Source organism: Micromonospora sp. DT229, from assembly GCF_049844505.1.
Classification (GTDB): domain Bacteria; phylum Actinomycetota; class Actinomycetes; order Mycobacteriales; family Micromonosporaceae; genus Micromonospora.
Genome location: NZ_JBNCLD010000004.1, coordinates 254,357 through 269,677 on the forward strand (window position 1 = coordinate 254,357; position 15,321 = coordinate 269,677).

Here is a 15,321-nt window from a genome sequence, read left to right on the forward strand (position 1 = left end):
GACCGGGCGACTCACTCGACCCGTTCGATCACCAGCGGGGTCGATGCCGGTGGCTGCGCCGCCACGGTCACCGCCGAGGCCGCCTGCGCCAGTGCGGCCGGGATGCTCTCGGCCCGCTCGGCGCGCAACTCGTAGAGCGGTTCGCCGGCCCGCACCGGGTCACCGGGGCGTTTGTGCAGCACCACGCCCGCGGGCACGCTGACCGGGTCCTCCTTGCGGGCCCGGCCCGCGCCGAGTCGCCAGGCCGCAACCCCCATGGCGTACGCGTCGATGGCCGCCACGTAGCCGTCGGAGTCCGCCCGGACCACCTCCACCTCGGGGGCCTGCGGCATCGGGGCCTCCGGGTCACCGCCCTGGGCCCGGATCATCGCGCGCCACACGTCCATCGCCCGCCCGTCACGCAGGGCGGCGGCCGGATCGGCGTCGGTCAGCCCGGCGGCGTCCAGCATCTCCCGGGCCAGGGCCAGGGTCAGTTCCACCACGTCGGCGGGGCCGCCACCGGCGAGCACCTCGACGGACTCGGTCACCTCCACCCCGTTGCCGATGGTCAGGCCGAGGGGGGTGGACATGTCGGTGAGCAGGGCCACCGTCTTCACCCCGTGCGCGCCACCCAACTCGACCATGGTCCGGGCCAGTTTTTGGGCGTCGTCGACGGACTTCATGAACGCGCCGGAGCCGACCTTGACGTCGAGCACCAGGGCCCCGGTGCCCTCGGCGATCTTCTTGCTCATGATCGAACTGGCGATCAGCGGGATCGCCTCAACCGTGCCGGTGACGTCGCGCAGCGCGTACAGCTTGCGGTCGGCCGGGGCCAAGCCCGACCCGGCGGCGCAGACCACCGCGCCGATGTCGCGCAGCTGCGCGATGAACTCCTGGTTGCTCAACGCGGCCCGCCACCCGGGAATGGACTCCAGTTTGTCCAGGGTGCCGCCGGTGTGTCCCAGCCCTCGGCCGGACAGCTGCGGCACGGCCGCACCGCAGGCCGCCACCAGCGGGGTCAACGGCAGAGTGATCTTGTCACCGACCCCACCGGTCGAGTGCTTGTCGACGGTGGGCCGGGCCACCGAGGACAGATCCAGCCGCTCACCGCTGGCGATCATGGCGGCGGTCCAGCGGGCGATCTCGGCCGGGGTCATTCCGTTGAGCAGGATCGCCATGGCCAGCGCCGACATCTGCTCGTCGGCCACCACCCCCCGGGTGTACGCATCCACCACCCAGTCGATCTGCGAGTCGGAGAGCACCCCCCCATCCCGCTTCACCCGAATAACATCAACCGCCGTAAACCCACTCATCAGACAGCTCTTCCCTAGTCGCATGGCGATACCGGTTCGCCCACCGCGCCCACCGAGGGGATGGGCCGACCGGGACCGGCGGAGGGATCAAGCCTGACCGCCCGGAGCCGGTCCCGGTCGGCCCATCCCCAAAGCTCAATTACCCCAGCGAACCGGAACCTCCGCCGGAGGCTCACCCTCACCAGCCCAGAAGATCGTGCCGGAAGCGTCCACCACCACGACCCGAGGCGTCCGCGCCAACCCCCAGGTGATCGCCTCAGCCGGGTCGTCCCAGCTCGGCCCCTCCTCCAGCACCCCGGTCTCGGCCGCCGCGTCCTCGCCGGAGGACCGTTCCCAGTACGCCGTCCAGATCTGCTGCCCGGCGGACAGGTCGGGGTGTACGAAGACGGTGCCCCGCCCGCGCCAGGCGGCCAGCCGGTCGGGTACCACCGGCACCGGTTGTTCGCCGGTCACCGCCTCGAGGTCGCCCACGTCGAAGGCGTGCGGCAGCAACTCCGACATCCGCAGCGGGCCGCCCTTGGCCTCGATCAGGCAGTCCGGCCCACCCTGTTCCCAGAGCAGCTGCCGGCACCGTCCGCACGGCATCAGCGGCTCACCGGTGGCGTCGACGCAGGACAGCGCGACGATCCGACCTCCCCCGGTGGCGTGCAGGGAGGAGACCACCCCGCATTCGGCGCAGAGCACCACACCGTACGCGGCGTTCTCGACGTTGCAGCCGACCACCACCCGGCCGTCGTCGACCAGCGCCGCCGCTCCCACCGGGAAGTTCGAGTACGGCACGTAGGCGTGCCGCATCACCTCGGTGGCCGCGGCCCGCAGTCCTTCCCAGTCGATCTCCATGCTCTGCTCCCTGGCTCAGCCCTTGATGTACGGCTTACCGTCGGCGGCCGGTGCCCGCACCCGGCCGACCAGCCCGGCCACCGCCAGGATCGTCGCCAGGTACGGCAGCATGGCCAGGAACTGGCCGGGGATGATGCTGTTGATCGCGCCCAGGTAGGTGGCCAACTGGTCGGCGAAGCCGAAGAAGAGGGCGGCGAGCAGCGCCCCGGTCGGACTCCACCGGCCGAAGATCAACGCGGCCAGGGCGATGAAGCCCTTGCCGCCGATCATGTTCTTGGTGAACGAGTAGAGCGCCAGCGTGTACGACGCGCCGCCGATGCCGGCGATCGCCCCGGCCAGGATCACGTTGCGGTAGCGCAGCCCGAGCACCTTCACACCGAGGGTGTCCGCCGCCGTCGGGTGCTCACCGACCGAACGGGTCCGCAGCCCCCACCGGGTACGGAACAGCGCGATGTGGATGACGAGCACCAGCAGCAGGGCGAGGTAGAGGAAGATGTTCCCCCGGAACAGCGCCGGGCCCAGCAGCGGGATGTCCGACAGCAGCGGGATCTCCCAGTTGCTGAACCGGGGAGCGCTGTTGTAGCGCGCCGAGTTCGTCTGCATCAGCCGCTCGTAGAGGAAGCCGGTGATGCCGAGCGCCAGCAGGTTGAGCACGATGCCCATGACCACCTGGTCGACCAGGTACTTGATGGAGAACACGGCGAGCAGCAGCGAGATGAAGGAGCCGCCGATCGCGGCGGCGACCAGACCCACCCAGACGCTGCCGCTGATGCTGCCGAACAGTGCGCCGCTGAACGCCCCCATCAGCAACTGACCCTCGATGGCCACGTTCACCACGCCGGACCGCTCGCAGAGCACCCCGGCCAGCGCGCCGAAGATCAGCGGCAGGGCCAGCAGGAAGGTGCCCCGCACGATGTTGACCAGGGGCATGAAGTTCTGCCCGGCCGGCGCGGCGGAGACCTGCCAGCACAGGAAGGAGAGCACGAAGCCGACCAGACCCACCGCGAGCACCGGGAGGAACCAGCGCTTGGGCAGCCCGGCCAGCAGCGCGCCACCGGCGGCGAGGGCGATCAGCCCGAAGACGATCGCGCCGACCGTGCCGGTGACCTCCAGCGCCGCTCCGTCGGCGTCCTCGCTGAGGGTGAAGCGGGCCTGCTCACCGGTGGCGAGCGCACCGAACAGCACCGTGGCCAGCAGGCCGAGCGCCAGCAGCACCACGCCGACCTTGCGGGTACGGGTCCAGAATCCCTCGTCGACCGAGGCGACCGCGACGTCGGGAACAGCCATGGTGGACATGCCTCACCAGCCCTTCGCGAGGCTCGTCTGCAACCGGGCGGCCCGCGCGGCCCGGAGCTGGAAGATCGCCTTCACCAGGGCCGGTGCGGCGATGAAGATGACGATCAGCGCCTGGAGCACGGTGACCAGTTCCAGCGAGATCCCCGAGTAGGACTGCATCCGGTTACCCCCGGCCTGCAACGCGCCGAACAGCAGGGCGGCCATGGCCACCCCCCACGGTTTCACCCGGCCGAGCAGGGCGACCAGGATGCCGTCGAAGCCGATCTGGGCGATCACCAGGGGGGTCAGCGCGGCGGCCGTGGTGCCGAGCACCATCTGCGAGCCGCCGAGCCCGGCGAGGATCCCGGCGAAGACCATGACCAGGACGTACGTGCGGGTGACGCTGATGCCGGCGGTACGGGCCGCGTCCGGGTTGGCACCGACCGCACGCAACTCGAAGCCGAGGGTCGAGCGGTTGAGCAGCCAGGCGACCGCCAGGGTGGCCAGCACGGCCAGGAAGATGCCGGCGTGCGCCCGCAGCGGCTCGCCGAACAGCCGGGGCAGTTGTGCGGAGGCGTCCACCGGTCGGCTGATCGCGTCGGTACGGTTCGGGTCCTGCACCCCCTTCTGCATGATCAGCCAGGTCAGGAAGTAGACCGCGATGTAGTTGAGCATGATCGTATTGATCACCTCGTGGGCGCCGGTTCGCGCCTTGAGGATGCCCGGGATGAAGCCCCAGATGGCACCGCCGAGCGCGCCGGCGAGCACCGCGACCAGCAGGTGCAGCACGGGCGGCAGCGGCAGCAGGAAGCCGGCCAACGCGGCCAGCACGACGCCCATGATGGCCTGCCCCTGAGCGCCGATGTTGAACAGGCCGCCCCGGAAGGCGAGCGCCACCGACAAGCCGGTGAAGACCAGGGGGGCGGTGTACGTGAGCGTCTCCGAGATCGGATGCAACGCGGCGGTGAGGGTGCTCGCCCCCGGATCGAAGACGGAGCCCTTGAACAGGTTCGCGTACGCCTCACTGACAAGCGTCCAACTGGAGTTGATCGCGTCCGAGGGGCGGGCCGTGATGTAGGCGTAGGTGGCCAGCACGTCCGGCTCAGAGATGATCATCAGGACCGCGCCGACGAACATGGCCAGTACCAGCGACAGCAGGGTCACCGTGAAGGTGTTGGCGGCCCACAGGTTCTCCAGGAACAGCCGTCCCAGGTTGGGCCGCGGCTCCGGGCTGGTCGGCGTGGTGGCGGCCTCGGCCTGCTCGGTGTTGTCGAGCGTGCTCCGGGCGGCCTGCTCCGGGCTCGCCGGCTCCTTGTCCGGGGAGCCGGGCTGAAGGTTGTCGGTCATGCCTTCTCGTCCTCGTTGCCTGGCCCGTCGGGACCGGGAGCCACGTCGTCCGTGGTCGCCGTGACGTCGCGGTCGGTGGTCGCGGTGACGCCCTCGCCGGAGACCGTGTCGGCATCGGTGGTCGCGTCCCCGCCGTCGGCGACCGGGTCGGCCCCCGATGATTCGCCCTCGGCGCCGGGCATGATGCCCGCCATCAGCAGGCCGATCTCCTCGCGTGGGGTGTCCGGGCCGACGATGCCGATGACCCGGCCGCGATACATCACCGCGACCCGGTCGGCCAACCCGATCACCTCGTCGAGTTCGCTGGAGACCACCAGCACGGCGGTGCCGATGTCCCGCTCGCGGATGATCCGGCTGTGGATGAACTCGATCGAGCCCACGTCCACCCCCCGGGTGGGCTGGGCGGCGATGAACAGCTTCAGGGGCCGGGACAGTTCCCGGGCCACGATCACCTTCTGCTGGTTGCCGCCGGAGAGGGTGCCGACCGGCGCCTGGGCCGAAGAGGTACGGACGTCGAACTGCTCGATCCGCTCCTTGGCCGACCTGGCGATCGCCTCCGGCTTGATCGACAGGCCCCGGCCGAACGGGGGCCGGTCGTAGATGTCGAGCACCAGGTTCTCCGCCACGGAGAACTCCTTGACCAGACCGTCCACGCTGCGGTCCTCCGGGACGTAGCCGACGCCCGCCCGCAGCATCTTCTTGGTCGACCAGCCCTCGACGCGCTTCCCGTCGAGGGTCACCGTGCCGGCGAGCACCGGGCGCAGGCCCATGATCGCCTCGACCAGTTCGGTCTGACCGTTGCCCTGCACTCCCGCGATGCCGAGCACCTCGCCTGCGCGTACCGTCAGGTCGACGCCGTCCACCGCGCGGATCTGCCGGTCGTCGTCGACGACCAGGCCGGCGACCTCCAGGACCGGCTCACCGGCGGTGGCCGGGGCCTTGTCCACGGTGAGTCGGACGGTACGGCCGACCATCAGGGCGGCCAACTCGTCGCGGCTGGCCTCCGGGGAGGCCGTGCCCACGGTCCTGCCGCGCCGGATCACGGTGATCCGGTCGGCGATCGCCTTCACCTCGCCGAGCTTGTGGGTGATGAAGACGATCGACTTGCCGGCGGCCTTGAGCGACCGCATCACGGCGAGCAGTTCCTCGGTCTCCTGCGGGGTGAGCACCGCGGTCGGCTCGTCGAGGATGAGCAGGTCCACATCCCGGGTCAGGGCCTTGACGATCTCCACCCGCTGCTGCACACCCACCGGCAGGTCCTCGATCACCGCGTCCGGGTCGACCCGCAGGTTGTACCGCTCGGACACCTCGGCGACCTCGCGCCGGGCCCGGCGCCGGTCCAGGAAACCGGCGATGCCACCGCGCACCTGCTCGGCGCCGAGCATGACGTTCTCGGTGACGGTGAAGACCGGTACGAGCATGAAGTGCTGGTGCACCATGCCGATGCCGGCCGCGATGGCGTCGGAGGGGCCGCGCATCTTCAACGGCTTGCCGTCGACCAGGATCTCGCCCTCGTCCGGCTGATAGAGCCCGTAGAGCACGTTCATCAGGGTCGACTTGCCGGCACCGTTCTCGCCGAGCAGGGCGTGAATCTCTCCAGGCTCCACCGTCAGATCGATGTGGTCGTTGGCGACCAGATCACCGAACCGCTTGGTGATGCCGCGCAGTTCGAGTCTCAGCGCAACCTCCTGGAGTGCGAAGCGATGGTGCAGCGTAGCCGCTGACGACCGGGGTGTGACGCCGCCCCGGACCGGGGTGCGCCACCGGCCGCCCCGGCGGCGGGGGTTACCCACCGCGGGGCGGCCGGATCATGCTGTGGCTCGGCTAGTCGCCCGCCTGCGGTGATCGTCCCATCGCAGGCAGGCGACCAAGGGTCACTTCGGCTGGGCGGCCGACTCGACCTTGATGGTGCCGGCGACGATGTCCGCCTTCAGCTTGTCGATCTCGGCCTTGAGCTCGGCCGGGACCTTGCTGTCGAAGTCGTGGAACGGGGCGATCGAGACACCGTCGTTGGCCAGGGTGCCGACGAAGCCCTCCTCGGCGTTGAGCTTCTCGCCACCGGCGGCCTTGAGCACGGCGTCCCTGACCGCGTCCGGCATGTTCTTGACCACGGTGGTCAGGATCGCCGGGCAGTTCTGGGTGCTCTCGCAGCCGTCGACGTCCACCCAGATGGCGGTGTACTTGCCGCCCGAGGCCTGGGCAGCGGCGGTGGTGCCGAGGCCGGTGCCGCCGGCGACCGGCATGACGATGTCCGCGCCCTGGGCGACCAGCGCGTCGCTGACCTTCTTGCCCTCGTCCTGCTTCTCGAAGGAGTTGGCGAAGGAGCCGTTCTGGGTCTCCTTGTTCCAACCGAGGGCCTGGACGTTGGCGCCCTTGGCCTTGTTGTAGTGGGCGACGCCGTCGACGAAGCCGTCCATGAAGATGGTCACCGGCGGGATCTTCACGCCGCCGTAGGTGCCCACCTTGCCGGTCTCACTCATGCCCGCGGCGACGTAGCCGGCGAGGAAGGCGGCCTGCGCGGTGTCGAACTCCATCGGGAAGACGTTGGTCACACCCGGGTTGGCGTCGACGATGCCGAACTGCTGGTCCGGGTTCGCCTCGGCGACCTTCTTGGTGGCGTCGCCCATCAGGCCACCGACGGCCAGGATGAAGTCGCAGTCCTGGTTGACGTACTGGGTGAGGTTCGGCTCGTAGTCCGCCTCGGCCTTGGACGCCACGTACTTGATCTCGATGTTGCTGTTCGCGGCCTTGGCGGCCTCGAGGCCCTTCCAGGCCGAGGTGTTGAACGACTTGTCGTCGATGCCGCCGACGTCGGTGACCATACAGGCGCTGTACTTCTCGCCGCCTGAACCGGCGTTGTTGTCCTCATCCGGAGCCTCGCCACAGGCGGCGGCACTCAGTACGAGCCCACCCGCCGCGATGACCGAGGCAATCCGCATCCCACGCACCGAGCGCAAGACGTCTCCTTCCCGTTGCACACCGCGTGGTTGCGGTGGCTGCCATTGAACCGGCCTGCGCTGTGCCGCCGGCGTCCCACGTACGGAGGCAGAGCGTACGCCCACGTCCGCCTAACCAGCGACAATCGTGCAGGACTGTTGGAGCCCCGTTACCCAGGCGTAATTCTCGGGTGGGGAACATCACCGGTTGAGCGGTCCCCGCATCGGGATCGACCGGGCGAGAGGGTCGCGGACTCTGATTCGGACAGTCGGCTGGTCGGTGGGCCACAGGGCGTGCGGGTGAGCCGGACGACGGTCGGCTTCCAGGGGAATCTTCCCTGGTAGAAGCGGGTATGAACCGGTCGGCCACCCCAACGGACACCTCCGGTCCACCATCGGTCGGCGGGCGCGGGCCGGTGCGAGCGCTGACGACGAATCGGAGATAATTCCCCTGCCGCCCATTGAAGGGTATGTCGCGATATCGGGGCTGCGACACCTACTTCAGGGGAATCGGCAAGGATCCGTGATGGTTTCGAGGCTATCGACGTACGCTCACCGGTCTGCGCGTCACGCCATTCATCCCTGGACGTGTCCCGCCCGAATGCGGAATTCGACTAGTTGCGGACCGGGCATTCACCGCCGCTCTCACCCTGGCCCGGTTCACCGCCCCGACCCAGAACGGTGCCGACCGGGGCGCTAGATCCTCGCACGGTACAACTTCCCAGGCCACACCGGCAGGTACTGCCGGACGGGCGGGGACACCAGCGAGGTGGCCGGTTCGGGTCCGCCTCGTCGTCGGGAATGAATGTTGCGAGGTCAAACGGGATCGGTCGGCCGACCCCTCGGGCCGGCCGACCGATTTTCGATCAGCGCCAGAAGACCGCCACTGCCGCGTTGACCAGAGTCAGTGCCACGATCGCGAGGAAATGACCACGGTTGACGTCGGCCCGCTTACGGGAGAAGAAGACCATCACGAAGATCGCCAGGGCGATCAGGAACTTCACGACGAGCTTCGCCGGATCCGGCTCGTCACCGTCGCGCAGCGGGGCCGCCAGGCCGGTGCCACTCAACAGCTGGATCACCGCGCCCCAGAGCATGGCCGCGTTGATCCGGAGCTTGCCGCTGATGTATTGCACGATCGCACCACCCAGCAGCAGCGCGAACCCGATGAGGTGGATGTAGAGGAGGATGAGTCGGAGTGCTTCCATCCGCCTATCCTGCCCTATCAACGACGGTTCGTAGTAGAGGCATCCGGCTACTCGGCGAGCCAGCCGGTTGCGCGCGCCCTGACGACCACCACCCCCGCAGCCCAACCAGGCGTCTTGGGCGATCATCCGCTTTTCCGACAGTTAAGCACCTGGTCTGAACTTCTGTCGCTTACCCGAGAGCCGGTCGCCGTTGGGTCGGTCGCCCGAGATGCCGCGACCCGCGCCTTCCCCCGGCCCTGACGCCCCAAGACGCCGCAACCCGTGTCGCCTACCTGCCGGGATGCCCCAGGACGCCGCATCCCGGCACCGTCCCACGGAGCCCGAGACTGCGAGATGCGGCAACCCGCGCGGCGCTCACACCAGTCGCCGGCAACGCCACCGCAAGGTGACGGTGGCCCCTCACCTCTGCATGCCGGCAGTCCCAGTAGGAGTCCGGGCCCCTTTGCTCTGCTTCAACCCACGCAACGGATCCGACGGCAAAGCATTGCGTGGGGTGAAGCAGAGCAAAGGCGGTGGAAACAGGGAGAGAAGGGCACGCTCACCCCTCCACTGCGTCGACGCCGTAGGGCCGCACGCCTGCCTCGGCCAGCCGATCGCCTGCGGTTGGCGACAGCACTTCTGATGAGGTGCTTAAGTCAGGCGACGCGGGGGCCGGGCTTGACAGTCAAGCGTCAGGATCCCCGAGCACCCTCGGGCTCCACACCATTGGCCCGCAAGATCCGCCGGACCTGTTCGCGGCCGTAGCCGCTGACCTGAGCGATCTCGCCCACGCGCCGACCGTCGCGGTACGCCGCCACGATCGCGGCGGCCAGCCGCTCGCGCACCTTCGGCACATCGGCACGGGCCGAGGCGACTTCAGCGAGTCCATCCTGTACCCGCTGGAGTGCCACTCGGTACTCCTCCGAGGCTGCCTCAAGGTCGCCCGCCACGTGGCCACTCTGACACGCGCACCGCATCCCACCTGCTGGCATATAGAGGTGGCCACCTTTAGGCTTATAAGGTGGCCACCTATGCATTACCGTAGTGGAACCTTGCAGGCGGCCCCCGGCTCGCGTGGTAGCGCTCGCCGGGGGCCTTGATCGGACACGGGAGGTCCGACCATGAACAGTTTCCCCGACCCGGCTACCCCGGACGAACCCACACCCGCCCGCCTGATGGCGTTCTACCCGCCCGGCAAAAGCCCGCTCATCGATCGAGCGGAGAGCGGAGAACGCGCGCTCCGGGCGTTCGAGGCCACCATCGGTTCGAACGGGAGGCCGAACTCGTGACGTTCCTGGCGATCGGCCCGCGTCAGCTACCGAGGACGGAGATGGTCGAGGTGTGGCTCGATGCTGGCAGTGGCTCCACGGGCCAGCGCGTCATGGTCCCGGTGAAGCGACTGACCTGCTCCGATCTCGACCGGGGAGAGGGTGTGACGGCGCTGTACGAATACGAGACGCACTGAACCCGGCAGGCGAGCCCTCGGCAACACGCCGAGGGCTCGCATCGCCGCACGGCGGCCGGGAATCAGGCCCCCGTTCGCGCGGCGTCAGCCCTTCGTGCCACCGGCCGTCAGGCCGGACACCAGGTGCTTCTGGGCGAAGAAGAAGACCAGCCCGGCCGGTACGGTCACCAGGACGGCGGCGGCCGTCAGGTACTCCCACTGCGGGTTGAACTGCGGCACGAACTGCTGCAACCCGTACGCCAGGGTGAACTTGTCGTCGGTCTGGATGAAGGCCGAGGCGTACGCCACCTCACCCCAGGCGGTGAGGAAGGTGTAGAAGGCGGTGACCGCCACGGCCGGACGGGCCAGCGGCAGCACCACCCTCCAGAAGGTGGCGAAGGGTCCGCAGCCGTCCAGCGCCGCCGCCTCGTCCAGGGAGGTGGGGATGGAGTCGAAGTAGCCCTTCAACATCCAGGCGCAGAAGGGCACCGCGATGGTCAGGTACGCGACGATCAGCGCCGGCATGGTGTTGATCAGGCCCAGCCGGGCCAGGATCGTGTAGATCGGCACGATCAGGATGGCCACCGGGAACATCTGGGTGACCAGGAAGATCAGCATCAGCGGTCGGCGGCCCGGGAAGTTGAACCGGGACACCGCGTAGCCGGTGGTGGCGGACAGGAAGATGCCGATGCTCATGGTGAAGGCCGCGACGATCACCGAGTTGAGGAACCAGCGCGGGAAGTTCGTCTCGGTCAACACGTAGCTGTAGTTGGCCAGGGTGGTGTCCCGGAACAGGGTCAACTCGCTGCTCTGGATCGCGTACCCGGGCTTGAGGGAGGAGAGCAGCACCCAGGCGATCGGCCCGATCGCGATCAGCGAGGCCAGGATCAGGGTGCCGTGCAGCAGCACGGACATCGCCGGGCTGCGTCGGCGGTGCCCGCGCCGGGTCACCTTCCGGGTGCCGGCCAGGGCCGGGCCGGCGACGGCGTCGGCCGTCGGCGGCGTGGCTGTGGATCGGCTCATGTCACCACACCTCGCCTTGCTTGCGCAGCACCCGCCGGTAGAACACCGAGAACACCAGCAGGATCGACAGGATCAGCACCCCGTACGTCGAGGCCAGGGAGTAGTTGCGGAGGCCCTCGAAGGCGGCCCGGTAGGCGCCGGTCACCAGGATCTCGCTCTGTCCGGCCGGCTGTCCCTCGGTGACCAGGAAGATGATCGGGAACATGTTGAAGGTCCAGATGGTGCCGAGCAGCACCACGGTCATGCTGACCGGACGCAGCCCGGGCAGGGTGATGCTGCGGAACCGCTGCCAGGCCGAGGCCCCGTCGATCTCGGCCGCCTCGTAGAGCTCGCTCGGGATGGTCTGCATCCCGCCGAGCAGGGCGACCATCATGAACGGCACCCCCAGCCAGACGTTGGTGACGATGGCGGTGAGCAGGGCGGTCCACCGGTCGGCGAACCAGGAGACCGGATCGATGCCGAGGGCGGTGAGCAGCGCGTTGGCCAGGCCGAAGCGCTCGTTGAAGATGAACTTCCAGGCGAAGGCGCTGACGAAGGCCGGCACCGCCCAGGGCAGCACCAGCAGCACCCGGTAGAACGAGCGGGCCCGCATCGGGCGGTTGAGCATGCTGGCCAGGCCGAGCCCCAGCCCGAAGTGGCAGGCCACACAGACGAAGGTCCAGATCAGGGTGACGCCGGTCCACTGCCAGAACTCACCGACCTCACCGGTGAGCACCCGCACATAGTTGTCCAGGCCGACGAACTCCCACTTGTTGGGGTTCTCGGTGCAGACCTCGCCGCCGGTGATCGACTTGGTGCAGATCTCGGCGACCTGGTTGGCCTCGGTGAGGTTGGTGAAGGAGAGCCAGATCCCGCGGAACAGCGGGTAGAAGATCAGTACCGCCAGGACGATGACGACGGGCAGCACCATCGCCCAGGCGTACCAGTGCTTCTCCCAGCTGCGGCGCAGCCGGGAGGGACGAGCGGGTCGGCCGGGCGGCGTCGAGGGCGGCGCCGGGTCGGCTGTCACGGTGGTCATCCAGCTGCGCTCCAGAGCAGAGGGTTCGGCCGGATCGGCGACCGTGACGGTCGCCGATCCGCTGCCGGGTGCCGAAGGGTCACCGGCGCATCACCGGTGTGCGGGGCGGGCCCTACCGCGCCGGGCCCGCCGACGGTGGGGTCAGAACCCGTAGTTGGGTACGACCTCGGCCTTGTACTTCTTGGCGACGCCGTCCAGCGCTGCCTTGGGGTCCTTGTTCTGGATCAGGACCTCGGTGGCCATCTGGTCGAGCGGGCCGAAGAACTGGCCGGCCTCGGGGATCCACGGGCGACCCACGGCGGCCTCGTTGACGGCCTGGAAGGCGGCCACGACCGCGTTGTTCTTGACCGCGTCCACCTGGTACGCCGAGGTACGGGTGGGCAGCAGGCCGAGCTTCTCCGACAGGAAGGCCTGCGACTCGGCGGAGGCCATGAACTTCACGAAGGCGACGGCGGCGTCGATCTTCTCCTGCGGCATGCCGGACCAGATCACGTAGTTGTGGCCGCCGACCGGGCCACCGGCGCGGGCCGAGCCGGCCGGCACCGGGGCGATGCCCAGGTTCTCCAGGCCGCCGAAGTCCGGTGCCGAGGAGACGTTGTTGACCTCCCACGGCCCGTTGATGATCATGGCGACCTTCTGCTCCTTGAACAGGGTCATCATGGTGCCGTAGGCGTCGTTGGCGGAGGGCTTGGCGGCGGCGCCGCTGTCGATCAGGTCCTTGGCGATCCTCAGTCCGGCAGCGTTCTGCTCCGAGTTGATGGTGATCTTCTTGGCCTCGGCGTCGACCAGGTCGCCACCCTCGCCGTACATGAAGGGCAGCATGAAGTAGCCGGCCGGGTTGAGGTAAACGCCCTCGGCGTCGGTTGAGTCCTTGATGGTCTGCGCGGCGGACTTCAGCTCGGCCCAGGTCTTCGGCGGCGCGCTGATGCCGGCCTTGCCCAGCAGGTCCTTGTTGTACATCAGCGCCAGGCTGTCGGTGACCTGCGGAACCCCGTAGGTCTTGCCGTCGTACTTGTTGGAGGCCAGCGGGGTAGCCAGGAAGTCGTCCGCGTCGCTGAGCAGCTCCGAGCCGTCGAGGGCGTAGAGGTAGCCGAGGGAGGCGAACTCGGGCACCCAGGCCACCTCGGCCCGCAGGATGTCCGGGGCCCCGGTCTTGGCCTGCGCGGCGGTCTTGAACTTGTTCTGGGCCTCGCCGAACGGGACCGACTGGTAGTTGATCTTCACGTTCGGGTAGGTCTGGTTGAACTTGGTGATCAACTCCTTGAACGCCGGGCCCTCGTTCTGCGGGTCAGAGGTGTCCCACCAGGTCAGTTCCGCGGTGAGGGCGGCGGGGTCGGCCTTGGGCTGCTCCTCGGCCTTGTCCTCGCCGCCGCACGCGGCGACGGTGAGGGCGAGACTGGCGGAGGCGAGTACGGCGATCCCCCTGGCTATGCGACGCATGTTCGCTCCTAAGTTGCCTGCCGGGTAACGGCGGGACAGTAGCAAGAGTTTTCCTAACTCGAAACCCCTTGCGAACACGGCTGCAACAACCGTGCCCCATCCGCAACACGATCAGTCGACAGAGGCCCGCCAACTGGGGCATTTCATTGCTGGGCAGATTGACCGGTGCGACAGTCCCGATCACCTTGCGCGATCGGAAGTTCGCTGTACGTTTCGCTGGGCACCCGGAGAAGGGTGCGATGAACGCCTTTTCCAGCGCCCGCTGCTCGATTATGCAAGTTCTTGCCGCCTACTGCGCAAGAAGTTGGCGGTGAGCTACAGTGCCGCAATGCGCGCTCGTTTGTCCGACATCGCTCAACAGGCCGACGTCAGCGAGGCCACGGTGTCGCGGGTGCTCAACGACCGCCCCGGCGTGGCACCCGAGACCCGGCAGGCCGTCCTCACCGCCCTCGACGTGCTCGGCTACGAACGCCCCGCCCGGCTGCGCAAGCGCAGCGCCGGGCTGGTCGGCCTGGTGGTGCCGGAGCTGGACAACCCGATCTTCCCCGCCTTCGCCCAGATCATCGAGTCTGCGCTGGCACCCACCGGCTACACCCCGGTGCTGTGCACCCAGACCCCCGGCGGGGTCCGCGAGGACGAGTACGTCGAGATGCTGCTGGACCGGCAGGTCTCCGGCATCGTCTTCGTCTCCGGCCTGCACGCCGACACCGCCGCCGACCACGACCGGTATCGGACCCTGATCGCCCGGCCACTGCCCATCGTCATGATCAACGGGTACGCACCCGGCATCGCCGCGCCGTTCGTCTCGTGTGACGACCGGGAGGCCGCCGAGCTGGCGGTGGCCCATCTGGTGGCCCTGGGCCACCGGCGGATCGGCATGATCACCGGGCCGGACCGGTTCGTGCCGGTGCAACGCAAGGTGAACGGATACAAGGCGGCGATGCAGCGCCTGGCCGGGGTCGAGGACGACGAGTTGGCCGAGCTGACCGAGCTGTCCCTGTTCGGCGTGGAGGGTGGCGAGGCGGCGGCCGGGCGACTGATCGAACGCGGCGCAACCGGCATCGTCTGCGGCTCCGACCTGATGGCCCTCGGCGCGATCCGGGCCGCCCGCCAGCGTGGTCTCTCCGTACCGGGTGACCTCTCCGTGGTCGGCTACGACGACTCGCCGCTGATGGCCTTCACCGACCCGCCCCTGACCACCATGCGCCAGCCGGTCGCCGCGATGGCGGTGGCCGCGGTCCGGGCGCTGGTCGACGAGATCAACGGGCACGGCGCCCCGCACTCGGAGTACCTGTTCCGGCCCGAACTGGTGGTCCGCGGCTCGACCGCGGTGGCCCGGGCGGACACCACCCCCGCCCAGGGTGGCCCGCCGCGTCCGACCCCACCGGCGTTGCCGGTCCCGGCGTGACACCGACCGCCTGCCACTGACTCCCGGTCATTTCTTGCGCAAGGTCTGCTTGACTCTTGCAGAGGCGGCCCGGCATTCTTCTCAGACACCCGTGCGTCCCACCGTCGCCAC

General features: G+C 68.9%; 14 protein-coding genes. 3 read left to right on the forward strand and 11 right to left on the reverse strand.

The features are described 5' to 3' along the window. Positions 1-11: 11 nt before the first annotated feature. From ACLQ2T_RS08585 to ACLQ2T_RS08620, 8 genes are all read right to left on the reverse strand, one after another. Positions 12-1,292: a thymidine phosphorylase gene (locus ACLQ2T_RS08585; RefSeq protein ID WP_425765449.1), complete on the reverse strand. Its 1,281-nt coding sequence runs from the start codon at positions 1,290-1,292 to the stop codon at positions 12-14. A 135-nt stretch (positions 1,293-1,427) separates the two neighbouring features. Beyond that, positions 1,428-2,132 carry a cytidine deaminase gene (locus tag ACLQ2T_RS08590; RefSeq protein ID WP_425765450.1) on the reverse strand — a complete coding sequence of 235 codons (705 nt, stop codon included), beginning with the start codon at positions 2,130-2,132 and terminating at the stop codon, positions 1,428-1,430. 15 nt (positions 2,133-2,147) lie between these two features. Then, complete coding sequence (locus ACLQ2T_RS08595; RefSeq protein ID WP_425765451.1) at positions 2,148-3,428, reverse strand: ABC transporter permease; 1,281 nt, start codon at positions 3,426-3,428, stop codon at positions 2,148-2,150. A 3-nt stretch (positions 3,429-3,431) separates the two neighbouring features. Continuing rightward, positions 3,432-4,754, reverse strand: a complete 1,323-nt coding sequence (locus ACLQ2T_RS08600; protein WP_425765452.1) for an ABC transporter permease — start codon at positions 4,752-4,754, stop codon at positions 3,432-3,434. Then, on the reverse strand, positions 4,751-6,547 hold the full coding sequence (locus tag ACLQ2T_RS08605; RefSeq protein ID WP_425765453.1) for an ABC transporter ATP-binding protein: 1,797 nt from the start codon (positions 6,545-6,547) through the stop codon (positions 4,751-4,753). Before ACLQ2T_RS08605 ends, ACLQ2T_RS08600 begins: the two co-directional genes overlap by 4 nt. 81 nt (positions 6,548-6,628) lie before the next feature. After that, positions 6,629-7,693, reverse strand: coding sequence for a BMP family lipoprotein (locus tag ACLQ2T_RS08610; protein WP_425765454.1), 1,065 nt, complete (start codon positions 7,691-7,693; stop codon positions 6,629-6,631). A gap of 863 nt (positions 7,694-8,556) precedes the next feature. Beyond that, entirely contained in the window at positions 8,557-8,898 is a 342-nt protein-coding gene (locus ACLQ2T_RS08615; protein ID WP_425765455.1) for a hypothetical protein, read from the reverse strand. A 671-nt stretch (positions 8,899-9,569) separates the two neighbouring features. After that, complete coding sequence (locus tag ACLQ2T_RS08620) at positions 9,570-9,788, reverse strand: hypothetical protein (protein WP_425765456.1); 219 nt, start codon at positions 9,786-9,788, stop codon at positions 9,570-9,572. A gap of 210 nt (positions 9,789-9,998) precedes the next feature. On the opposite strand from ACLQ2T_RS08620, the gene ACLQ2T_RS08625 reads away from it, so the two are divergent. Together ACLQ2T_RS08625 and ACLQ2T_RS08630 are read left to right on the forward strand one after the other, a co-directional pair. Next, positions 9,999-10,166, forward strand: a complete 168-nt coding sequence (locus ACLQ2T_RS08625) for a hypothetical protein (protein WP_425765457.1) — start codon at positions 9,999-10,001, stop codon at positions 10,164-10,166. Further along, positions 10,163-10,342, forward strand: coding sequence for a hypothetical protein (locus tag ACLQ2T_RS08630; protein ID WP_425765458.1), 180 nt, complete (start codon positions 10,163-10,165; stop codon positions 10,340-10,342). Before ACLQ2T_RS08625 ends, ACLQ2T_RS08630 begins: the two co-directional genes overlap by 4 nt. A gap of 84 nt (positions 10,343-10,426) precedes the next feature. Here ACLQ2T_RS08630 and ACLQ2T_RS08635 read toward each other — a convergent pair whose 3' ends face one another. The 3 genes from ACLQ2T_RS08635 to ACLQ2T_RS08645 all read right to left on the reverse strand — a co-directional run bounded on the left by ACLQ2T_RS08635 (position 10,427) and on the right by ACLQ2T_RS08645 (position 13,802). Continuing rightward, the gene (locus ACLQ2T_RS08635) at positions 10,427-11,344 is read right to left on the reverse strand and encodes a sugar ABC transporter permease (protein ID WP_425765459.1); all 918 of its coding nucleotides are present in this window, start codon (positions 11,342-11,344) and stop codon (positions 10,427-10,429) included. 1 nt (position 11,345) lies between these two features. Next, positions 11,346-12,362 (reverse strand): carbohydrate ABC transporter permease, encoded by a 1,017-nt coding sequence (locus tag ACLQ2T_RS08640; protein WP_425765460.1) that lies wholly within the window; start codon positions 12,360-12,362, stop codon positions 11,346-11,348. Positions 12,363-12,503: 141 nt separating this feature from the next. Then, positions 12,504-13,802, reverse strand: coding sequence for an extracellular solute-binding protein (locus ACLQ2T_RS08645; protein ID WP_425765461.1), 1,299 nt, complete (start codon positions 13,800-13,802; stop codon positions 12,504-12,506). Between the two features lie 328 nt (positions 13,803-14,130). Between ACLQ2T_RS08645 and ACLQ2T_RS08650 the strand changes: the two genes are divergently transcribed. Then, the gene (locus tag ACLQ2T_RS08650) at positions 14,131-15,210 is read left to right on the forward strand and encodes a LacI family DNA-binding transcriptional regulator (RefSeq protein ID WP_425765462.1); all 1,080 of its coding nucleotides are present in this window, start codon (positions 14,131-14,133) and stop codon (positions 15,208-15,210) included. Positions 15,211-15,321 lie beyond the last annotated feature (111 nt).